This is a genomic window from Bradyrhizobium sp. 186 (genome assembly GCF_023101685.1).
In the GTDB taxonomy this organism is placed as follows: Bacteria; Pseudomonadota; Alphaproteobacteria; order Rhizobiales; family Xanthobacteraceae; genus Bradyrhizobium.
On sequence record NZ_CP082164.1, the window covers coordinates 3,613,591 to 3,634,569 of the forward strand.

General features: G+C 64.9%; 21 protein-coding genes and 1 pseudogene. 14 read left to right on the forward strand and 8 right to left on the reverse strand.

Features of this window, described 5'->3' with window-relative positions; genetic code table 11:
- The first annotated feature begins 49 nt into the window (after window positions 1–49).
- Complete coding sequence (locus IVB18_RS17150; RefSeq protein WP_247990208.1) at window positions 50–463, forward strand: flagellar assembly protein FliX; 414 nt, start codon at window positions 50–52, stop codon at window positions 461–463.
- A 4-nt stretch (window positions 464–467) separates the two neighbouring features.
- Here IVB18_RS17150 and IVB18_RS17155 read toward each other — a convergent pair whose 3' ends face one another.
- Complete coding sequence (locus IVB18_RS17155; protein ID WP_247990209.1) at window positions 468–839, reverse strand: helix-turn-helix domain-containing protein; 372 nt, start codon at window positions 837–839, stop codon at window positions 468–470.
- A 155-nt stretch (window positions 840–994) separates the two neighbouring features.
- Between IVB18_RS17155 and IVB18_RS17160 the strand changes: the two genes are divergently transcribed.
- The 3 genes from IVB18_RS17160 to IVB18_RS17170 all read left to right on the forward strand — a co-directional run bounded on the left by IVB18_RS17160 (window position 995) and on the right by IVB18_RS17170 (window position 3,486).
- Window positions 995–1,606: an NAD(P)-dependent oxidoreductase gene (locus IVB18_RS17160; RefSeq protein ID WP_247990210.1), complete on the forward strand. Its 612-nt coding sequence runs from the start codon at window positions 995–997 to the stop codon at window positions 1,604–1,606.
- Window positions 1,607–1,820: 214 nt separating this feature from the next.
- A complete protein-coding gene (gene dksA / locus IVB18_RS17165; RefSeq protein WP_247990211.1) occupies window positions 1,821–2,186 on the forward strand; it encodes an RNA polymerase-binding protein DksA in 366 nt (121 codons plus the stop codon).
- 520 nt (window positions 2,187–2,706) lie between these two features.
- Window positions 2,707–3,486: a fumarylacetoacetate hydrolase family protein gene (locus IVB18_RS17170; RefSeq protein WP_247990212.1), complete on the forward strand. Its 780-nt coding sequence runs from the start codon at window positions 2,707–2,709 to the stop codon at window positions 3,484–3,486.
- A 607-nt stretch (window positions 3,487–4,093) separates the two neighbouring features.
- On the opposite strand, the pseudogene IVB18_RS17175 reads toward IVB18_RS17170, so the two are convergent.
- From IVB18_RS17175 to flgF, 5 genes and pseudogenes are all read right to left on the reverse strand, one after another.
- Window positions 4,094–4,936: pseudogene (locus tag IVB18_RS17175) on the reverse strand (IS110 family transposase); the annotation flags it as partial.
- Window positions 4,937–5,233: 297 nt separating this feature from the next.
- On the reverse strand, window positions 5,234–6,001 hold the full coding sequence (gene flgH, locus IVB18_RS17180; RefSeq protein ID WP_247990213.1) for a flagellar basal body L-ring protein FlgH: 768 nt from the start codon (window positions 5,999–6,001) through the stop codon (window positions 5,234–5,236).
- Window positions 6,002–6,004: 3 nt separating this feature from the next.
- On the reverse strand, window positions 6,005–7,075 hold the full coding sequence (gene flgA / locus IVB18_RS17185) for a flagellar basal body P-ring formation chaperone FlgA (RefSeq protein WP_247990214.1): 1,071 nt from the start codon (window positions 7,073–7,075) through the stop codon (window positions 6,005–6,007).
- A 10-nt stretch (window positions 7,076–7,085) separates the two neighbouring features.
- Window positions 7,086–7,874 (reverse strand): flagellar basal-body rod protein FlgG, encoded by a 789-nt coding sequence (flgG, locus tag IVB18_RS17190; protein WP_247990215.1) that lies wholly within the window; start codon window positions 7,872–7,874, stop codon window positions 7,086–7,088.
- A gap of 16 nt (window positions 7,875–7,890) precedes the next feature.
- Window positions 7,891–8,652 carry a flagellar basal-body rod protein FlgF gene (gene flgF, locus IVB18_RS17195; protein ID WP_247990216.1) on the reverse strand — a complete coding sequence of 254 codons (762 nt, stop codon included), beginning with the start codon at window positions 8,650–8,652 and terminating at the stop codon, window positions 7,891–7,893.
- Between the two features lie 384 nt (window positions 8,653–9,036).
- On the opposite strand from flgF, the gene fliL reads away from it, so the two are divergent.
- From fliL to IVB18_RS17220, 5 genes are all read left to right on the forward strand, one after another.
- Entirely contained in the window at window positions 9,037–9,525 is a 489-nt protein-coding gene (gene fliL / locus IVB18_RS17200; RefSeq protein ID WP_247990217.1) for a flagellar basal body-associated protein FliL, read from the forward strand.
- 19 nt (window positions 9,526–9,544) lie between these two features.
- Window positions 9,545–10,750, forward strand: a complete 1,206-nt coding sequence (fliM, locus tag IVB18_RS17205; RefSeq protein ID WP_247990218.1) for a flagellar motor switch protein FliM — start codon at window positions 9,545–9,547, stop codon at window positions 10,748–10,750.
- Window positions 10,747–11,193 (forward strand): DUF6468 domain-containing protein, encoded by a 447-nt coding sequence (locus IVB18_RS17210; RefSeq protein ID WP_247990219.1) that lies wholly within the window; start codon window positions 10,747–10,749, stop codon window positions 11,191–11,193. Before fliM ends, IVB18_RS17210 begins: the two co-directional genes overlap by 4 nt.
- A 9-nt stretch (window positions 11,194–11,202) precedes the next feature.
- Entirely contained in the window at window positions 11,203–11,964 is a 762-nt protein-coding gene (locus IVB18_RS17215; RefSeq protein WP_247990220.1) for a flagellar protein FlbB, read from the forward strand.
- Window positions 11,965–12,066: 102 nt separating this feature from the next.
- Complete coding sequence (locus tag IVB18_RS17220) at window positions 12,067–15,849, forward strand: tetratricopeptide repeat protein (RefSeq protein WP_247990221.1); 3,783 nt, start codon at window positions 12,067–12,069, stop codon at window positions 15,847–15,849.
- Window positions 15,850–16,401: 552 nt separating this feature from the next.
- On the opposite strand, the gene fliP is transcribed toward IVB18_RS17220, so the two are convergent.
- Entirely contained in the window at window positions 16,402–17,157 is a 756-nt protein-coding gene (gene fliP / locus IVB18_RS17225; RefSeq protein WP_247990222.1) for a flagellar type III secretion system pore protein FliP, read from the reverse strand.
- On the reverse strand, window positions 17,154–18,128 hold the full coding sequence (locus tag IVB18_RS17230; protein WP_247990223.1) for a flagellar biosynthetic protein FliO: 975 nt from the start codon (window positions 18,126–18,128) through the stop codon (window positions 17,154–17,156). Before IVB18_RS17230 ends, fliP begins: the two co-directional genes overlap by 4 nt.
- 353 nt (window positions 18,129–18,481) lie before the next feature.
- On the opposite strand from IVB18_RS17230, the gene flgB reads away from it, so the two are divergent.
- From flgB to fliR, 5 genes are all read left to right on the forward strand, one after another.
- Window positions 18,482–18,886, forward strand: a complete 405-nt coding sequence (flgB, locus tag IVB18_RS17235) for a flagellar basal body rod protein FlgB (RefSeq protein ID WP_247990224.1) — start codon at window positions 18,482–18,484, stop codon at window positions 18,884–18,886.
- Between the two features lie 18 nt (window positions 18,887–18,904).
- Window positions 18,905–19,330, forward strand: coding sequence for a flagellar basal body rod protein FlgC (flgC, locus tag IVB18_RS17240; protein WP_247990225.1), 426 nt, complete (start codon window positions 18,905–18,907; stop codon window positions 19,328–19,330).
- A gap of 17 nt (window positions 19,331–19,347) precedes the next feature.
- On the forward strand, window positions 19,348–19,656 hold the full coding sequence (gene fliE / locus IVB18_RS17245) for a flagellar hook-basal body complex protein FliE (RefSeq protein ID WP_247990226.1): 309 nt from the start codon (window positions 19,348–19,350) through the stop codon (window positions 19,654–19,656).
- 265 nt (window positions 19,657–19,921) lie between these two features.
- Complete coding sequence (gene fliQ, locus IVB18_RS17250; protein ID WP_018321865.1) at window positions 19,922–20,185, forward strand: flagellar biosynthesis protein FliQ; 264 nt, start codon at window positions 19,922–19,924, stop codon at window positions 20,183–20,185.
- 17 nt (window positions 20,186–20,202) lie between these two features.
- A complete protein-coding gene (gene fliR, locus IVB18_RS17255; RefSeq protein WP_247990227.1) occupies window positions 20,203–20,973 on the forward strand; it encodes a flagellar biosynthetic protein FliR in 771 nt (256 codons plus the stop codon).
- Window positions 20,974–20,979 lie beyond the last annotated feature (6 nt).

The window sequence follows — 20,979 nt, forward strand, 5'->3', positions numbered from 1 at the left end:
TAACCATAAAACAGCGAAGGTGACGGCATCGATCACCCGGATTGCTTCGATGCGCATCTACGGACCGAACGGCACCACGCTTGGAACGCCGGCCAGCCAGGCCAGGCGGACGGGCTCAGGCACCTTCGTGCTGCCGGACGCCTCGTCGGCGCAGGAGACGCGCGCGGCCGCAGCGCCAAAGGCCGCAGCCAACATCGACGCGCTGCTTGCGATGCAGGGCATCGAGGAAGATCCCGTCGAGCGCCGCAAGCGCTCGGTGGCCCGCGGCAAGTCGGCGCTCGACGTGCTCGACGATCTCAAGATGGGGCTTCTATCCGGCAATCTCGACTCGTCCACCGTGCTGCGGCTCCGGGATGCGGCGGCAAACCTGAAATCAACCTCCGGCGATCCCGGCCTCGACGCGGTGCTCTCCGAGATCGAGCTGCGCGTCGAGGTCGAACTCGCCAAGGCCGGGCAGGCGTAGCGCCTTACGCCGCTTCCTCTTTCAGCTGTGAATCGTAGCGGCGCTGGGCGGCGAGCACGTCTTTCAGATTTTGTTCGGCCCAGTCGCGCAGGGGATCGACGGCGGCGGCGAGCGTCACGCCGAGCTGGGTGATCGAATACTCCACCGTCACCGGCACGGTCGCGATGGCGCGGCGCTTGATCAGGCCGTCGCGCTCCAGCGATTTGAGAACCTGGCTCAACATCTTCTGCGAGATGCCTTCAATCGTGCGGCGCAATTGATTGAAGCGCATCGGCTTCTCCCGCAGCAGCAACAGGATCAGCACCGCCCATTTGTCGCCGACGCGGTCGAGGATCTGGCGTGTCGGGCAGTTGGCGGCATAGACGTCGGGTTTCATCGTCCGTTCCTCGCGAACCGTTCCGGTTACGCTTGCCGGCTACGCGTTGCCGGTTACTCCAGCGTAATCAGGTAAGCACAAAGTGCTCTCTTAACACCAGCATTCTTTGCGATATCTAGTCACCGACAGTTACCACAGAAGCAAAGGAGCCTTCCATGAAAATCGCAGTTGCCGGCGCCTCGGGCCGGGCCGGAGCCGAGATCACCAAGGAACTGTCCCGCCGCGGCCATAGCGTTACCGCCATAGCGCGGAACCCCGAGAAGATCGCGGGCCTGCCGAACGTCACGCCGACCAAGGGCGATGTGCTGGACCAGGCCGGCCTGACCAAGCTGTGGGCAGGGCATGACGTCGCCGTCAGTTCCGTGCACTTCCTGGCCAGCGATCCGCACAAGCTGATCGGCGCCGCAAAAGACTCCGGTGTCGGGCGCTACCTCGTCGTCGGCGGGGCGGGCAGCCTCGAGGTCGCACCAGGCGTGAAACTGGTCACAACCCCGAGTTTTCCAGCCCAATACAAAGCTGAGGCCGAAAAAGGTGGGGCCTTCCTTGACCTGCTGCGGCAGGAAAAGGACCTGAACTGGACCTTCATCTCGCCGTCGGCCCTGTTCGTCGAGGGGGAACGGACAGCCAAGTTCCGGCTCGGGTCCGACCAGCTTCTCGCAGATGCGAGCGGGAAAAGCTGGATCACCTTCGCCGACTACGCCATTGCGCTCGCCGACGAGATCGAGCGGCCGGCCCATCTGAGGCAGCGCTTCACGGTCGGCTACTGAGTTCTCGGCCGCCCCCGGGCCTCTGCGGATAAACCTTCCTGTGCAAGGGTTTGGGGGCGGTAACCGAGGAGTTAAGGAAATATTGTCTGTCACGGGAGGCCGCTATATAACGCCCCGCTCAACGGATCTCGTTCCGTTGCGAGTCGTTGTTTAGACAGATAGGCCGCCCTTGGAAAAGTTGAAAAACTACCGACCGACCGAAAAAGAGCCTTTCATGAACGATCGGCAGAAGGAGTACTTCCGTTTGAAGCTCCTCGCCTGGAAGGATGAGATCCTCAAAGAGTCCAGGCTCACCCTGCAAGCCTTGCAGGAGGAGAACGTGAACCACCCCGATCTCGCCGATCGGGCTTCGTCCGAAACCGACCGTGCCATCGAACTCCGCGCCCGCGACCGTCAGCGCAAGTTGATCGCCAAGATCGACGCCGCGCTCCAGCGTATCGAGGACAACACCTACGGCTATTGCGAGGATACCGGCGAGCCGATCTCGTTGAAGCGGCTCGAGGCCCGGCCCATCGCGACGCTCTCGGTGGAGGCGCAGGAGCGCCACGAGAAACGCGAGAAGGTCTATCGCGACGAATAGAGTCCGAGCCGCCTAGTGCGGCTCTTTATTTTTGAGGCAGAGGCGCCGCTTCGCGTCGTGGTCAGCATGTTGTCTGCTGTTCGCAGCGGCGCGCGTCAGCTCACACGCGCAATCGCGAAAAGTGAATCGCGATCAATGGGCTAGACTCGATTCCTCCGAGCTCACGTGAGTTCAGATGAGAAACAGCCTTCACGTCAGGTGCGGGAGATTTTGCGAGTCGCATCAACGAGATCAACTCAGTCGTTGAGATGCTGATCGAACAACATCGAGCATCGCTGTAATCACGCCTGCTGCGGCATCTGCGAGGCTGTGAGCTGCGCGCCTCCATAAAGCCTGGACCAGCTCAATATTTCCTTAAACGCCGGCAAGAGGCGCCGAGTGTTCCGCAAGCTGGTCTACCTGCTCTTGCGGCTGATCCCGCTTGGCTTGGTCAAGGCGTGAGGCGCGGCCTGAGCTTGTCAGGGCGGGGCCGGGATGCTCCACTGCCCCGCACAATCGCGTAGCGTGGGAGGCGGCGCCGATGGACAAAATTCTCCAAGCCGCAAAGGCAATCGCGCTGGCGCGCCGCAACCATGCGCCGCTCGCGGCGCTGGAGCGTCCGCCCGCCGACGAGGCCGAGGGCTATCAGGTCCAGCGCGCATTGCACGATCTTCTGCTGCCGCAAGTCGGGCCGCTGGTCGGCTACAAGATCGGCTGCACCAGCCAGGTGATGCAGGACTATATCGGCATCCCCCACCCCTGCGGCGGCGGCGTGTTCCAGAAGGGCGTGCACGATAGCGGGGTGAAGCTCGCCGCCTCCGGCTATGTCCGTGTCGGTGTCGAATGCGAGATCGCTGTACGGTTGAAGCGCGACCTCGCGCCCGGCGAGGCGCCGTTCACGGCCGAATGGGTCGGCGAGGCGGTCGAAGCCTATCATCCCGCGATCGAGATCGTCGACGACCGCTATGTGAAATGGGAGACGATGGGCGCAGCCACGCTGATCGCAGACGATTTCTTCGCCGCCGGCTGCGTGCTGGGGCCGTCGGTCCCGCGCTCGTCCGTGCCGGATCTGAAGGCGGTGAAAGGCCGCGCCATCGTCAACGGCGAGGAGGTGAGCCACGGCACCGGCGCCGACGTGCTCGGCCACCCCCACAACGCGCTCGCCTGGCTCGCCAACCATCTCGCCGCCGATGGTAAGGGTCTGCATGCGAGGCAGCTCGTGTTGACGGGAAGTCTGGTGAAGACGCTGTGGCTGAAGGCCGGCGACAAGGTGCGGATGGAGCTGGACGGGCTGGGGGTGGTGGAGGCGGAGTTTACGTAAGAGGTGCACAGCGCTTCAACATTTTCCGTTATTGCGAGGAGCTCTTGCGACGAAGCAATCCAAGCTGTTTCCGCGGAGGGATACTGGATTGCTCACATGGGGAATGTGTGTGTCAAGGATGAGCAGTCACCTTTTTGTTCGACTGCAGCCACCTCTTCGTCCCGACCGCGGGTTCTGCAGGATGGCGCGCGCAGATCAAGTCAAGGCCGGCCTGTTAGGGCCGCCGCGAAGCGGCTTGGCCTTGAGTTGAGCGAGCACGCCATCATGCTTGGTGCGTTGGGCCGATAGGAGCTCCTCGCGTTGGCGGTTCTGTCAGGGCATCTGCCATCCTCGCATTTGCGATCCAAGGGTCGAGCCGGTTCGACGATCTGGGTTGCTTGCCAGATCAAACTCACATTCGGTCGTCGCACAAGGCGACTGCACCACGATTCCGCTTGCGGCGGGCAGGCTCGAGAGGACGAGGCCATTCTTCGTTGCGGCGTTTGAAGCCATGCAATCCATCGGTTCGTCCACCCGGATCTTCCGAGACTGATCGGGCCTCGGCAGATGGGTTATGGTTCTTTCGTTGCGCGCGGGCGGCGAAGCACGCCGCTTGGTGCGGTCCGGATCAGGCGGCGGGCTTCATCACGGCCCCCTCGATGGTCTCGCCCGCGGTGACATACTTCCACAAGGTCACGAGAAGCTTGCGCGCCAGCGCCACGATCGCGCGCTTGCGGCCTTGCGGGCTTCGCTCCTTGAACCAGCGCGTCAGGGCCGACTGCGGCTGGTGACGTATCCACAGCCAGGCGAGCTGGATCATTGTGGTCCGCAGCCTGGGATTGCCGGCCTTCGACACGCCCTGCTCGTGCCGGATGCCTCCGCTTTGCCACGGCGTCGCCGCAAGCCCCGCATAGGCGGCGACCTGGCGGCGGTTGGAGAACTGCCGGTAGAACGCCTCCGACCAGAGCACGGCCGCAAAGTTGGCGCCGAGCCCTTTCAAGGCCAGCAGCATCGCCACCGGATCCGGCGCGACCTTGTCTGCAGCGTTCTTGTCTGCAGGCTTCCGGGCTGCGGCCAGCAGAGCATCTCGCGCGGCCTCGACCGCCTTGATCTGTTCCAGAAGCAGTTCGACCCGATCGAGCTCGCGGCCGATCTGCGCCTTCAAATGCGAAGGCAGCTCCCGCCCGTCGCCCGTGCGCAAGGCCTCAAGCCGCGCCCGCCGATTGCGCCGCAGCGGCACGTAGTCGGATATCCCCTGCGCGAACAGAAGACCCTTGATCCGGTTCACATGCGTGATGCGCTCGGCGATCAGCGTCGCTCGTTCGCGACACAGCCTGCGCCGGTCCTCCTCTTCAGGCGAGGGCGCAACCACCATCGCACAGACCCGCGGCTCGCCGCGCTTGTAGGCCAGAAGCGCCCGCAACAGCGCCTCGCCATCGAGCCTGTCAGTCTTGGCCCGCCGCCGCCGTCGCGGTCGGTCCGTCGGAAGGATGATCGAGCAACATCGTCGTCTCCAGGTTGAGGGGGTCAGCAACCTCAGTCTGACCTCAGACCTGGTCGCTATCCACTCCCCATGGAATCTTCGCTCCCGCAATGACGGAGTTTGGGGCAGCGGCGTCGCTGCAATTGCGCGGACCTGACTCGCTGTACGCAGCCGCACCATCGCCAAAATACATGCGGCCCTCGCCAGGGGAGCTAGCGAGGGCCGCGTAGTACATCGTCGTTCGCGCCTAGGTTCGCGAACACGATGTGGGAGCTCGGGAGAAGGCTAGAAGGGCAGCAGCACGTCCATGACTTGCTGGCCGTAGCGCGGCTGCTGCACGTCCATGATCTGGCCGCGGCCGCCGTAGGCGATGCGGGCCTGGGCGATCTTGGTGGAGTCGATGGTGTTGTCGCTCTGGATGTCTTCGGGGCGGACGATGCCGGCGACCACGAGCTCGCGGATCTCGTAGTTGACGCGGATCTCCTGCTTGCCTTCGACCACGAGGTTGCCGTTCGGCAGCACCTGCGTCACGACCGCGGCGACGTTGGTCTGCAACGCTTCCTGGCGATTGACCGAGCCCTTGCCGTCGCTGGAGGCGGTGGAGTCGGCGGTGAGGATGCGGCCGGGCAGCACCTTCTGCGCCTGCGCGCCGAGCGTCTTGGCGCCGATGAAGTCGGTGATCCCTGAGTCTTCCGAGTTGGTGCGGCTGCGCTGGGTCTCGTTGGCGATGTTGGCCTTGTCGGTGATGTTCACGGTCACGGTCAGGAGGTCGCCGACCTGGTGGGCGCGCTGGTCCTTGAAGAAGGCGCGGCTGCCGTTGCGCCACAGCGAGTTCGGATTGTAGGAGGCGACTTCCGGTTTCGGCATCGGCATCTGCACCGGCTTATAACCGGGCTGCGTCGTCGGATTGTCGATCGCCGACATCTTCGGTTGCTCGCCGATCTGCGACAGGCGGTCGATCGATGAACAGCCGCTCGCGAGCGCACAAATTGCCAGCAGAGGGCCAGAGAGCGCGATGCGACGAAGACGGGAAGCCGACCTGAAAGCGAACATGACTTACTCTGACTTGGCTGGAGCGGGCGAAATCTGGCTTTGGGCGAGCGCGACGGGCGCGGACGGTTCACGTGGCAGCGACGAGGTCTGCTCGACCGCAGGGGCCATCGGTACGGACTGGCTGGCGCCCTGGATCGTGACCTGGCCGCGGCCGGTGACGACGCCGCTCAGCGTGCGCTTGGTCTGGACGTTGAGCACGCTCACGATGTCGCCTTCGGCGCCGCTGTCGACCGCCTTGCCGCGCGTGGTGAGGTAGAGGCCGGGCACCTGGTAGATGATGGTGACGCTCTGGTCGCGCTGCACGAATTCGGGCCTTGCGATGTCGGCGACCCGGATCGGCGTGCCCGCCCGCATCGGCCGGCGGAGCTGCATGCCGACCGCGCGGTCGCGCGAGGCGGGCTCGCCGGTGACCTCCGCCTTCGGCCGGCGCTCCAGCGCGACGTCGGAGGATTTCAGCATCTCGATGCGCTCGATGTCGCGCGTCAGCACGGCCACCTCCACGGTCTCGATCGCGGTGCCGGTGAAGCGCAGCTTGGTCGGCGCCGGGTTGTTGTCATTGTTGATCTCGAAGGCCAGATCGAAACGGCCGCTGCGCGCGTCGTAACGCGTGGCGACCGGCTGGAGCGCGCCGCTGTTGGAGGCATCGAGCCGCATCTCGGAGACGCCGCGGTCAAAGGTGACGGTGATGTTGGCGGCGTCGCCCAGGCCGAAGCGGCGCTCGAGCGCGGTGGCAACCGCGTTTTCGAGGTCCTTGTTGGCGAGCGTGCGGGCGAGGCGGGTGACCGCGACCTCCTTGATGTCGCCCGTCATCACGCCGATCACCTGCTTTGCGCGGAGCACGCTCAGGACCTGCGCGACCGGCAGCGCGCCGGTGGTGCCGAGATCGGGCGAGCGGTAGACCGCGATCAGCGCGGCCGAACCGGCATTGTCGATGAGATCGCCGACCCGCACCACGTCGGAGGTGACGGTGACGCTGGCACGCAGCGTCGGCGCGGCAATGGCGTCGTCGGCGGCCTGCGCCGGCAGCGCCAGCGCGACGAGGGCGGAGATCGTGGCGAGCGTCGTGCGGATCATCGTCATCACCTCAGCGGAACAGCGCCGTGGTCGATTGCATCATCTGGTCGGCGGCGCTGATCACCTTGGCGTTCATCTCGTAGGCGCGTTGGGCGGCAATCAGGTCGCTCATCTCCGAAACGACGTCGACATTGGCCTGCTCGAGACTTCCTTGCGTGATGGTGCCGTAACCTTCGGCGGTCGCCGTGCCATCCTGCGGCGGGCCGGAAGAGGGCGTCTCGGTGAACTGATTGCTGCCGACGGGCTGCAGGCCCGCCTTGTTGATGAAACGGGTCAGGCCGATCTGGCCGAGAACGGTATTGCTCGTCGAGCCCGGCAGCGTCACCGAGACCTGGCCCTGCACGTTGACGGTGAGGCCCGAGGCATTGTTCGGGATCGTGATCGTCGGCTGTACCGGGTTGCCCTGCGCGGTGACGATGCGGCCCTGATTGTCCATCTGGAAGGTGCCGTCGCGGGTGTACTGGTAGCTGCCGTCGGGCATCAGGATCTTGAAGAAGCCTTCGCCGGAGACCGCGGTGTCGAGATCGTTGCCGGTCTGCGACAGCGTGCCTTGCGTCATGCTGCGCGGCGTGCCGACGGTCTTGACGCCGCCGCCGATATCGACGCCGACCGGCAGGATGGTGCCCTGGTCCGACGATTGCGCGCCGACGCGGCGCACGTGTTCGTAGATCAGGTCCTGGAACGCCGCGGTCTGCTTCTTGAAGCCGGTGGTGCGCAGGTTGGCGATGTTGTTGGAGATCACCTGAACGTTGAGTTCCTGTGCCGCCATCCCGGTCGCTGCGGTGTGAAGCGCCTGCATGTTAGTTCTCCCCTAATCAGGCCGGAACGTCGGCGAGCTTTTCGATCGCCGATTTGTGGAGGTCGCTCTGCTGCTGGAGCAAATTGGCGACGGCGGTGTAGCTGCGCATCACCTCGACCATGCGGCTCATCTCGCCGACCGCGTTGACGTTCGACTTCTCGATGTAGCCCTGCTGCACGGTGGACTTGGTGTCGGCCTGCTGTGCGGCGGACCCGGCGCCATAAAGATTGGCGCCGAGTTTGGTCAGCTTGGCCGGGTCGTCGAACGACACCATGCGGATCTTGCCGCGGATCGAGTCGTTCTTTGCCGTGCCTTCGAGCACCGTGACGGTGCCGTCCGGCGCGACATTGATGTCGTGGTCGGTCGGCTGGAAGGTGATCGGGCCGCCGGTGCCGAGCACGAGGTTGCCGTCGGAGGTGACGAGCTGGCCGGTGCTGTTGAGCGAGAATTTGCCGTCGCGGGTGTAGCGCTCGCCGCCATTGGCCTGCACCGCGAAATAGGCGTTGCCATTGATCGCCATGTCGAGCGGGTTTTTGGTCGCCTCCATCGGCCCCTGGCCGACGTCGCGGAAGGTGCCGCGGTCCTGCACATAGGAGACGCGACGGTCGGAACTGACGAAATTGTCCTCGCGCGCGTTCGAGTTGAGGAACTCCTCGAACAGCGAATGGTCGGCCTTGAAGCCGTTGGTGTTGGCATTGGCGACGTTGTTGGCGATGACATCCATCTGCCGTTCCAACGTCATCTGCCGTGACAAGCCGATCAGAAGCGCGTTCTGCATCGGAAATCTCCCCTGAGTGAGATCTGCTGCGTCGCTCTCCCAAGCGCCTTGGCGGACCCCGTGAACGAGACTGTCAGGTTCTCCCAAACCCGTCGGTCTCGGTCCTCTCTCAGCGAAAGCCGTGCCAACGCAGAAAACAAAATTATTACAATAACTTGCTTATTTTTCGGAGGCGCCGGCGGGCGGCAGAAAGGTTCTGTTGACCATGTTTGCCCGGCAGATTTTTCCTAGTGGAGGCCCAATCGAAAGGTTCCGTTAACCATTATTACCGTAGCGTTTGCGTGCAAGAGGAGCGCTTTGCGCTGGGGCATTTGTATCGCGTCATTGTCTGCCAGGAGGCTTCGCTCTTTCGATCCGTTTATGAGATGAGCGAGCCCGGCCACCATGGCAGAGAATGAAGCGGAAGGCGGCGAAGGTGCGGAAGCCGCTGCGCCGAAGAACAAGCTCAAGCTCATGATCATGGCCGTCGGCCTGCTCGCCGTCCTCGGCGGCGGTGCTGCGACCTGGTTCTTCTTCTTTCGTCACGGCGACGACGAGCATCATGCCGAGGCGCCCCCGCCGAAACCGCCGGCCTTCGTCGATGTGCCCGACATCATGGTCAACCTCGCCGGCGCGCCGGGCGAGCGCGTGCAATATCTGAAGTTGAAGGTCGTGCTGGAGCTGAAGGAAGAGAAGCAGATCGAGGCGATCAAGCCGACGATGCCGCGCATCACCGACATCTTCCAGACCTATGTGCGGGAACTTCGCTCCTCCGACCTCAACGGCTCCGCGGGCGTCTTCCGCCTCAAGGAAGAACTGACCAGGCGCGTCAACGCGGCGGTCGCGCCGATCCAGGTCAGCGCGGTGCTGTTCAAGGAAGTCGTGATCCAGTGAGCATGGTGGACTAGGGATCATGGCGGGCAACAACGACCAAGTCGACCAGGATGCAATTGCCGCCCAATGGGAGGCCTCGCTTGATTCCGAGGATCCCGCTGAGGCCGCGAAGGCTGCCGCCGAGAACGAATTATCCGAGACCATGGCCCTGCAATGGGCGGCGATGGTCGAGGACGGCAGCCGCGATCTCGGCACCGGCAAGAACTCCGGCGAGCGGGTGTTGTCACAGGAGGAGATCGACAATCTCCTCGGCTTCACCGTCGGCGACGTCACGCTCGACGACCATTCCGGCATTCGCGCGATCATCGATTCGGCGATGGTCTCCTACGAGCGTCTGCCTATGCTCGAAATCGTCTTCGACCGCCTGGTGCGGCTGATGACGACCAGCTTGCGCAATTTCACCTCCGACAACGTCGAAGTGTCGCTCGACCGCATCACCTCGGTGCGCTTCGGCGACTACATGAACTCGATCCCGCTGCCGGCCGTCCTCACCGTCTTCAAGGCCGAGGAGTGGGAAAACTTCGGCATGGCGACGGTCGATTCCAACCTGATCTACTCGATGATCGACGTGCTGCTCGGCGGCCGCCGCGGCACGAGCCAGCTTCGCATCGAGGGCCGGCCCTACACCACGATCGAGACCGAGCTGGTCAAGCGCCTGGTCGAGGTGGTCCTGGCCGACGCCGAGCAGGCGTTCCGGCCGCTCTCGCCGGTGACCTTCACGATCGACCGGCTGGAGACCAATCCGCGGTTCGCCGCGATCAGCCGTCCCGCCAACGCCGCGATCCTGGTGCGCCTGCGCATCGACATGGAAGATCGCGGCGGCAACATCGAGCTGCTGCTGCCCTACGCGACCATCGAACCGATCCGGGGCGTCCTGCTCCAGATGTTCATGGGCGAAAAGTTCGGCCGCGACCAGATCTGGGAAGGCCATTTCGCCACCGAGATCGGGCAGGCCGAGATCTCCGTCGACGCCGTGCTCTACGAGGCCGACATTCCGCTCAAGCAGCTGATGCGGCTGAAGGTTGGCGACACGTTGCCCCTGGACATGCGCGCGGATGCCAATGTGACGGTGCGCTGCGGCGACGTCGCGCTGACCGAAGGGCGGATGGGCCGGGTCGGCGACCGCGTCGCGATCCGCGTGACGAAACCCCTGCGCAAGCCAAGTACGACACTTGCGATGTTCGAGAAGGTGGACGAGCAGAACAAGATGATGGAGGCCCCATGAACCACTCCCTAGGAATGGCGATCGAGACGCTGGTGGCCATCCTGCTGATGCTCACGATCGGCTACTGCATCCTGCTCAACAAGCGGCTGACGCGGCTGAAGGCGGACGAGCATTCGCTGAAGGCGGTCATCGCCGAGCTGATCACCGCGACCGAGATCGCCGAGCGCGCGATCGGCGGCCTGAAGCTCGCCGTGCGCGACGTCAACGAGAATCTCGGCAGCCAGCTTGCTGCCGCCACCCATATGTCGGACCAGCTCTACAAGCAGCTCGGGGAAGCCGACAACGTGGTGCGGCGCCTCTCCAAGATCGCGATCGCTGCGCGACCGGTGACGAATCCGGAAACGGCTGCCGCGCCCGCGGCCAAGCCCTCGGCGGCGAAGGCGGTGGCGGCTGCGGCCGAAGCATTCTCCGAGCGCCGAAGGTCCAGCGGTCTTGCTGCATAAAGTGCGGGTATGAAGTCCTTTCGTAACATCCGCGTCATTCCCGTCGTCCTGGTTGCGGTCGCTGGTCTCGCCACGCTGAAGATCGCGGGCCTCGCGGTCAACGGCGGCTATGTCTTCGACTACAAGCCGAATTCGGCGAAGAAGTCGTGGGCCGAGGAGAACCTGAATTTCCCGACGGGGCGGGAAGACCCCGACATCACGGGATCGACTCATGGCGCGCCGAAGGAGGCGCCCAAGCCGGCCGCGCCGGAGACCAAGTCCGAGGGTGCCGTGGTCAAGGTGGAGGAGGCCCCGCCGCAGATCTCGGCCTCGGAGCGCGCGATCCTGGAACGGTTGCAGGGGCGCCGCCAGGAGATCGAGGCCCGCCAGCGCGAGATCGACATCCGCGAGAGCCTGTTGAAGTCGGCCGAGAAGCGCATCGAATCCAAGGTCGAGGAGATGAAAGCGGTGGAATCCCGCATCTCCACGAGCCAGGCCGAGCAGAAAGCCGCCGAAGCCCAGCGCATGAAGGGCCTCGTGACCATGTATGAGGGCATGAAGCCCAAGGACGCCGCGCGGGTGTTCGACCGGCTGGAGATGGGCGTGTTGATCGAGATCGCCTCGCAGATCGCCCCGCGAAAGATGTCGGACATCATGGGCCTGATGTCGCCCGAGGCCGCCGAGCGGCTGACGGTCGAGATGGCCCGCCGTGCCAATGGCGGCGGGGACCAATCCGCCTCGGCCGGCGATCTCCCCAAGATCGACGGCAAGCCGACCCAAAAGCCGAATTGAGGGCTCATACTTAATTAGTCCTTAATGGGCAAAACCTACAGTCGACGGCGCTGGCCGGCGTCCTTGCCGGCAGGGACTGTCGAACCGGAAGAAATGCCGCCAATGGCGCGAGAGGCTGCCGCTGGATTTGTGACGCGAGCCCGCGCGTTGGCGCGGGGCGTGATGCGTCATGTCCGCAAGGCATCCCTATTGGCGGCCTGCCTCCTGATCGGCCTCGGCGCGGCTGCCCGGGCCGCCGATCCGATCCGCGGTGAGGCGACTTTCGCGGCCGGCGGCGGCTTTGCCCGTCTCGTGATCAAGCTCGGCGAGGATGTTCCCTCCGAGGTGACGACCGCGGGCTCCATCCTCATCATCCGCTTCGACCGCGCCGTCGACGTTCCCGTCGACCGTGTCCCGGAAGGCGGGCCCGACTACGTCAACTCCGCCCGGCGCGATCCCGATGGCGGTGCGATCCGGCTGTCGCTGGCGCGGCGTGTCACCGTCAACACCATGAATGCCGGCGAGCGCACCTTCATCGACCTCCTGCCGGAGGGATGGAAGGGACCGCCGCCGAGCTTGCCGATGGACGTGGTGAAGGAGCTCGCCGAGCGCGCGCGCGTCGCCGAACGCGCGCTCCGCGCCCAGCGTGCCGCCGCCGAGACCAAGAAGCGTCCGCAGATCCGCGTGCGCGCCTCGGTGCAGCCGACCTTCGTGCGTTTCGTGTTCGAGATGCCCGACGGCGTCGGCGTCTCCTCCGTGCTCAACGAGCAGAAGCTCACGCTGGCCTTCAACGCCAATCTGAATTTCGATCTCGCCGATGCGGTCGTCGCGGCGCCGCCGAACGTCGCCTCGATCAAGCAGAAGGCCGACCTTGACCAGACCGCGGTCGAGATATTGCTGATCGGCGATTCCGACGTGCACTCCTTCCGCGACGAGAAGAACTACGTCGTCGACGTCGCCTTCCAGCCGGACAAGGCCAAGACTGCCGCGACGCCCGAAGCGGCGATCGCGCAGGCAAAGCCGGCCGGCCAAGGCCACGGACCTGCACCGGCTCCAGAGAAGCCGGCGGTCGAGAAGGACGCCCATCGCGAGATAACCCCGCCGACGTCCGACACGATCGCGCGCGAAGCCAGGATCGATGTCAAGCCCGAAGTGAAGCCCGACGCCAAGCCGGAAGCTGCCGCCGTTGCGCCGCCCGCCGAAGCGCCGAAACCCGTGTCGGCCCCCCCTGCGGCCATGCCCGAAGCTCCGCATGCTGCGGAGGCGCCCAAGCCTGCGATGCCGGTAACGGAAGCAGCGGTTGCGCCCGCCAAGCTGGCGGCACCCGCGCTTGCCGAGGCGCCCAAGGAGGTCGCGAAGGAGCCGGCCAAAGACGCGCCCATGGAGGCTGCCAAGGAAACGATCAAGGAAACGATCAAGGAAACAACCAAGGCTGCCGAGGTTCCGGCCACGCCGCAGCCTGCCGCGGCCAGCGTCGATGCGAGCCGCGACAGCGACGGTCTGCGCGTGACGTTCCCGCTCCAGGTCGCTACGCCCGCAGCAGCTTTCCGCCGCGGCGACACGATCTGGCTGGTGTTCGATACGCCGAAGCCGATCGACGTCGAGGCGATCCGTGCCCGGGGTGGCGCGATGATCGGCGAGGTCAGCCGCATGCCGCTCGACAAGGGGCAGGCGGTACGCATCCGCCTCACCCGGCCGCTGGTTTACTCGCTGACGAGCGAGGAGGTCGGCAAGGAGACGAACTGGCTCTTGACGCTCGCCGACAAGATCCAGGCGACGCCGCTGCCGCTGATGATGTCGCGCAACATCACCGATCCTGCACTCGCCAACATCGCCATTCCCTTTGCCAATCCGGGCCTCCTGCACAAGCTCACCGATCCCGACGCCGGCGATACGCTCTACATCGTCACCGCGCGGCGGCCGGTCCGCGGCTTCATCAAGCGGCAGGACCTCGTCGATCTCGCGTTGCTGGAATCCGCGCACGGCATCGCGATCCGGCCGAATTCCGACGAGGTCGGGGTCGAGGTCGGGTCCGACAAGGTCATTCTCGGCAAGAAGGGCGGGCTGACGCTGTCGCCGGTCGACATCTCGGCCGAGCGGGCGCCGACCGCGGTGCGGCCGATCTTCAGTCCCGAAAACTGGCGCAAGGGCCAGTCGGAAAACTTCATAGCGCGCCAGGGCGATCTGATCACGGCGATCTCGGCCGTCGAACCGGCGCTGCGCTCGCTGCCGCGGCTAGATCTGGCGCAGTTCTACATGTCGCGCGCCATGTATCACGAGGCCAAGGCCGTCACCGACGTGATGCTGACCGATCCCCTCAACAAGGAGGAGAGCAGCGCGCTGATCATGCATGCGATCGCAAGCATCCTGATCGGCCGGCCGGCGCAGGGCCTGAAGGACCTCGCAAATCCCGTGATCGGCAACAGCCACGACTCCCAGCTCTGGAAGGCGCTCGCCTATGCGCGCCAGGGCAAATGGGCCGATGCGCGCGAAAAATTCAAGAACGTCGAGTTCGCCATAGCCTCGCTGCCGCTGGACGTCCAGCGTATCGTGACGATGGACGCGATGCGCGCCTCGCTCGAGGTCAAGGACTATGCCGGAGCCTCCAAACGCCGCGGCGAGATCGAGGTGATCGGCGTATCGCCCGAGGCTGCGCCCGGCTTCGCCGTGCTGCGCGGCCGGCTCGCCGAGGCGCTCGGCCACGACAAGGATGCGCTCGACGATTACAACGTCGCGGTCGCCTCGAACGACCGTCCGGCTGCGGCCGAGGCCAAGCAGCTCGAAGTCGCGCTGCGGCAGAAGCGCGACGAGATCAGCAAGGGAGACGCGCTGCGCGACCTCGAGACGCTGGCGATGACCTGGAGAGGCGACGCGATCGAGGTCAAGACGCTCCAGCTGCTATCGCAGATGTACTCCGAGAACGGGCGCTACCGGGACGCGCTCACCGCGGCGCGCACCGCGACCAAGCTCCAGCCGAACGCCGAGGCCTCGCGGCAGGCGCAGGATCTCGCCTCCGATCTGTTCACGCAGATCTTCCTGGGTCCCAAGGGCGACGAACTGCCGCCGATCGAGGCGCTCGGGATGTTCTATGAATTCCGCGAGCTGACGCCGATCGGCCGGCGCGGCGACGAGCTGATCCGCCGCCTGGCCGATCGTCTTGCTTCGATCGATCTGCTCGACCAGGCCGCCGAGCTCCTGCAATACCAGGTCGACCACCGCCTCGAAGGTGCTGCGCGCGCGCAGGTCGCCGCGCGCCTTTCCATGATCTATCTCGCCAACCGCAAGCCTGACATGGCGATCTCGGCGCTGCGCGCGAGCCGCATCAGCGATCTCTCCGGCGAGCTGCGGCAGCAGCGCCTGCTGCTGGAGGCGCGGGCGCAGAGCGACGTCGGCCGCCACGATCTCGCGCTCGATATCGTCTCGAACGTCCTGGGGCGCGAGGTGCTACGCCTGCGCTCCGATATCTTCTGGGCGGCGCGGCGCTGGCGTGAATCCGCCGAGCAGATCGAACTCTATTACGGCGAGCGTTTCCGCGACTTCAAGCCGCTCAATGCGGTGGAGAAGAGCGATATCATCCGCGCCGCCGTGGGCTACGCGCTCGCCGACGACTCGATCGGCCTGTCGCGCTTCCGCGAGAAATACGCGCCCCTGATGAGCGAGAGCGCCGATCGGCTCGCCTTCGACATCGCGAGCAAGCCGGCCGGAGCCTCCAGCGCCGAATTCGCCGAGATCGCCAAGCTCGCCGCCAGCGTCGACACCCTCGACGGCTTCCTGCGCGAGATGAAGCAGCGCTTCCCCGACGCCACCGCCCGCGCGCCGGCGGCCCCGCAAGCCAAGGACGAAGCCGAGCACACCGGCTCGCTGCCGAAGATCCCGGTCGTGCGGCAGATCAAGATGACGCGGTAGGAACCCTGCTACCTTCCGCGCCGACGCCGATCAGGCGACGAAAGACAGGCCTGGCTTTCCCGAAAGCGTGGCAATGTTGGTGCAGATCGGCGACCACCTCAGCAAGCAGCATAACGTAAAGGGGTAGGGCGGGCGTCCCAGGACGCCTCATCGCCACACTCTCACTGTCATCGCCCGACTTGATCGGGCGATCCAGCATTCCAGAGACGGTAGTGATTGAATCGAGAAGCCGCGGCGTACTGGATGCCCCGGTCAAGCCCACGGCTGTCCGGTTCAGGCTTCGGCGTCAAAAAGCGAGTCGCTAGAGTCAATTAATGGCGTCGGGGCATAGCTGCGAATACTTGTTGTTCGCGGGAACACCGCAAATTTTCTTCATTGCGGACCTCAGCATACTCCGCTGCGGGGCGCTCGGCTAAAACGAGAGCGCAAAAATCGTGAGTCATATCAATGAATTTTGCGCTCATTACGAGTCGATGCGTCTCGTTGCAACCGTTTTGCCTGAACCGGACAGCCGTGGGTCAAGCCGGGGCATGACCGCGTATGTGGTGGTCGCTATCCCCCGTAGCTCTGCACCAAACTCCCTGCCACCAGCGACCAGCCGTCGACCAGCACGAAGAAGATCAGCTTGAACGGTAGCGAGATCGTCGCGGGCGGCAGCATCATCATGCCCATCGACATCAGCACGGACGCGACGACGAGGTCGATGATCAGGAAGGGCAGGAACAACAGGAAGCCGATCTCGAAGGCGCGCTTCAGCTCGGAGATCATGAAGGCGGGGACGAGGATGCGCAGGCCGAGCTCGTCGGGCGTGGCGGGCGGCGGCTCGCCCGAGAGATCCAGGAACAGTTTCAAATCCTTCTCGCGCACGTTCTTCTGCATGAAGCCGCGCAAGGGCACGGAGGCGCGCTGGAGCGCGTCCTCGACGCCGAGCTGGTTGGCGACGAGCGGGCGAATGCCGTCGTCGTAGGATTTTTGCAGCACCGGCCCCATCACGAAAAAGGTGAGGAACATCGCCAGCGCAATGATCACCGAGTTCGGCGGCGCGGTCGCCGTGCCCATCGCGGTGCGCAGGAGCGACAGCACGACCACGATGCGGGTGAACGACGTCATCATGATCAGGATCGAGGGCGCGATCGATAACACCGTGAGCAGCGCGATGAGCTGGATCGCGCGCTCGGTGACGCCGCCGCCACCTTGGGCGCCGAGATTGATGCTGATATCCTGCGCATGCGCAGGGCTTGCGAGCGAAGCCGCGCCGATCAGGACAGAAAGAAGAAGAACTCTACGCGGAAGGGCCGGCAGCCTCACGAAGACGGCTTCGGACGGCCGAGCAGCGAGGCCATTTCGTCTTCGAGGTTTTCGAAGCTGGTCTTTTCCGCGACCGGTTTCGCGGGCGGAGTCGGTGGTGCCGGCGGCTCGCTGCGTGCTGGGCGTGGCGGCGCCGGCGGCGGCTCGGGCGCAACCGGAGGCGCGACCGTCTCGCCGGCCGGGCGGCGCAGCGCGGCTTCAAGCCGCTGCGCCATCTCGGCGAGATTCTGCTCGGCGCTTGAGGGCGCAGGGGCGGGAGCCGGCGGCGGCGGAACGGGCGGGGCCTGCGGTACAAGCGGAGGAGGCGGCGGCGCGGCCGCGCGCTCGGCGCGCACCGGCGGGACCTTCACCGGCTCGCTCTGACGCGGCGGACGCGGCATCAACGGCGGTTCGCTGCGGGCAACGCGCGGGGGCGCCGGTTCAGGACGCGGCTCGCGTTCGGGGCGCGGCGCGATCGGCTCGGGCGTAAAGCCGGCTAGGGGATCGTTGCGGCGCTCGGCCAGAGCGGGAGCCGGCCGGCGCACTTCGTCGGCGAATGACGGGCGCGCGGGCCGCGGCGGCGGCTCCGGCATTTGCGGCTCGGGATGATCGAGAAGTTCGGGTCGCGGCGCTTCGTCGGCCCAGCTGCTGGTGTCCGGCATGGGGGCAAGACGCGGCGGTTCGGCGGCGTTGGGACGCTGCGGGAGCTGGTCGCGGCCGGGCGCGGCGCGCACGATGTTCGGCTCGACGACGATGTCGGTGGGACCACCGATCATCAGGAGATGCTCGACATTGTCGCGCCGGACCAGCACCAGGCGCCGGCGGCCGTCCACAGCGGCGGCATCGATCACGGCGAGCCGGGGCATCCTGCCGCGCTGGGTGTTGGCTCCGAGCCGGCTGGTGGCGAATCGGCGAACCAGCCATGCAGCGACGCCGATCAACGCCAGAACGACGATGAACGCGACGATGAAGGTGATAGGGCTGCCTTGCATACTTGTCCCCGACAAATGGCGCTTTTCTCGTGCCCATGGTCAGATGCGCCGACCACTGGCGTGCGATGCCCCAAACTGCGATCTCTTAATGTCCCACGGCAAGTTTTGCCGTCCCCAACTCTTAATAACCTATGAATCGCCCGATCCAAAACGACTTCTTGGCCTCTGCACGCGCCGCCAAAAGGTTGGGTTAATGCCGCTTTTGCGTGCGTAGAATCACGGGGGGGGGCGCTGAGGCCTGTCCCAATTGTAAACATCGGTCGGCGGCCGCCTTAACCACCTGTTAACCATACACGCGGCAAATTCTGCCTAGCTTCGGACTTCAGGTCCGAGAGGCGGAAGGAGCCGCAACGATGTCCATCAACGACCTTCCGGTGCTGTCGGCGCTTCGCACCAAGATGCAGTGGCACCAGGAACGCCAGCGCGTCCTGTCCGAGAACGTCTCCAACTCCGATACGCCCAAGTTCCGGCCCCGCGACCTGGTCGAGCCGAAGCTCGACAAGGCCGGTGCGGTCACCGGCTCGATGGGACCCCTTGCGCTCACCCGAACCAGCGGCTCCCACATGACGCCATCCGGCGCGGCCTCGGGCTTCGACCAGAACAAGAATGCGGGCTTCGAGACCCGTCCCGCGGGCAATGCGGTCAATCTCGAGGAAGAGATGATGAAGTCCGCGAGCAACCAGATGGATTATGCGGCGGCGACCTCGCTCTACTCGAAGAGCCTGCATCTGCTCAAGACCGCTATCGGTAAAGGCTAGGGCTAGGGGAAACAGATCATGGCGAATGACAGCAGCGACTTTGCCCGCTCGATGGCGATCGCGACCTCCGGCCTGCGCGCCCAGGCTGGGCGCATGCGGGTGATCTCGGAGAACATCGCGAACGCGGATTCGACGTCGCAGTCCGCCGGCGGCGATCCCTACCGGCGCAAGGTGCCGACCTTCTCCTCTGCGCTCGACCGTACGCTCGACGCGCAGGTCGTCACTCTCGGCAAGATACGGCCCGACCAGTCCAACTTCCGCGTCAAATACGAGCCGAACAATCCGGCGGCAGATGCCACCGGCAACGTCAAATATCCCAATGTGAACTCGGTGGTCGAGATGACCGACATGCGCGACGCGCAACGGTCCTACGAGGCCAACGTCAACATCATCAGTGCGACGCGCCGGATGATCCAGCGCACGCTCGACATCCTCAAGAGCTGAACAGGAATTCTTAGGCCATGGCATCACCGACAATCGCCGCCAATGCTTATGCCAACCTTGCTCGCGTGCTGGAGAACAGCGGTGCAGGCAAGGGCAGCGAGGCAAACGGGCAATCCTTTGCTTCGCTCCTGAAAGACGCTGTCGGCAGCGTCATGGAGTCCGGCCGCAAGTCCGACGCGCAGACGGTGGCGATGGCCGCCGGCAAGGCCAACGTGATGGACGTTGTGACGGCGGTCGCAGACACCGACGTCGCGGTGTCCACGCTGGTCTCGGTCCGTGACCGCGTCATCGCGGCGTATGAGGACATCATGAAGATGCCGATCTGACTTCGGCGCTCACGCCCGCCCCAATCGTCATTGCGAGCGCAGCGAAAGCAATCCAGACTGTCTCCGCGGAAAGATTCTGGATTGCTTCGCTACGCTAGGAAGAAAGTGGGTAGGTTCTGGGTCAAATTCGACCAGAGATGCTGACCCATTTTCATTCAGTCGGGTCGGCGCCTCGACGCCGGTCCCAACTCGCAATGACGGGGATAGGTCTTCGCATCGCTTGGAATGCGGTGGGGAGGCGAGAAATGAACGGAGGAACTTTGCAATGACCGGACCTGAGACCCTCGACGTCGCGCGTGATGCGATCTGGACCATCGTGATCGTGTCTTCGCCGCTGATGGTGGTCGGCCTCGTGGTCGGCGTCATCGTGTCGCTGTTCCAGGCGCTGACGCAGATCCAGGAGCAGACGCTGATCTACGTGCCGAAGATCCTGGCCATTTTCGCCACGATGCTGCTGGCGCTACCTTTCATGGCCGACGCGCTCCACGCGCACATGTTGCGGATATCGTCGCGAATCATCGGCGGCTAAGGCACAATGCTGGCGCTATGCGCATCGACGTCTCGCTGCTGCCGGCGCTCGCCGCGGCCTTCATGCTCGCCTTCGCCCGGGTCGGTGCGATGGTGATGCTGCTGCCGGGGCTGGGCGAGAGCAACATCCCGACGCGGGTCAAGCTGTCGATCGCGCTGATGCTCACGCTGATCATCCTGCCCTTGCACCGCAACGCCTATCACGTCGACATGGGCTCGATCGCTTCGCTGCTGGTGCTGATGCTGCACGAGATCGCGATCGGCATCGTGCTGGGAGCGACCGCGCGCGTGACGCTCTCGGCGCTCCAGGTCGCAGGCGCCGTGATCGCGCAGCAGATGGGACTGGGGTTCGTCACCTCGGTCGATCCGACCCAGGGCCAGCAGGGCGTGCTGGTCGGCAACTTCCTGACCATGCTCGGTGTGACGCTGCTGTTTGCCACCGACAGCCATCATCTGGTGATCGCGGCGCTGAACGACAGCTACACCATCTTCTCGCCGGGCGAGACCGTGTCGAGCGGCGACATCGCCTCGCTTGCCACCCGCGCCTTCGCCGCTGCGTTCCTGCTCGGCCTGCAGCTTTCGGGGCCGTTCCTGGTGTTCGGCCTCGTCTTCAACATCGGGCTCGGCGTGCTGGCGCGGCTGATGCCGCAAATGCAGGTCTATTTCGTCGGTGTGCCGCTGTCGATCTTCGCGGGCTTTCTGGTGCTCGGCGTGGTGCTCACGGCGATGATGGGCACCTACCTCGACTACTTCATCGGTGTCATGCACCAGATGATGCCGCTGAAATAAGAGGGG